At 58.5% G+C, this 258-nt stretch carries 1 tRNA gene; it reads left to right on the top strand.

Going from position 1 to position 258, the window contains the following annotated elements:
• Positions 1-59: 59 nt before the first annotated feature.
• Positions 60-135: transfer RNA gene (locus tag NL64_RS29115), tRNA-Gly, on the top strand.
• The last annotated feature ends 123 nt before the right edge of the window (positions 136-258 follow it).

Below are 258 nucleotides of genomic sequence, written 5' to 3'. Positions count from 1 at the left end.
GTCCCCTTCGTCTAGTGGCCTGCGGTAACAGGGGTTCGAGTCCCCTAGGGGACGCCAATGCGGGAATAGCTCAGTTGGTAGAGCACGACCTTGCCAAGGTCGGGGTCGCGAGTTCGAGTCTCGTTTCCCGCTCCAATTTTAAACAGCGTTGCTTTCGGGCAGGGCTGAGTGAAACCAGAACCAAGTCTTCGGATGCGGATCTGGGCACCGAAACACACACCATGTGTTCCGGGCAGCGTGTCCCCTTCGTCTAGTGGC

It is taken from the genome of Pseudomonas fluorescens (assembly GCF_000802965.1).
GTDB lineage: Bacteria > Pseudomonadota > Gammaproteobacteria > Pseudomonadales > Pseudomonadaceae > Aquipseudomonas > Aquipseudomonas fluorescens_A.
The sequence above is the reverse complement of the archived record's forward strand: the minus strand, read 5'-3'. Positions and strand labels throughout refer to the sequence as shown.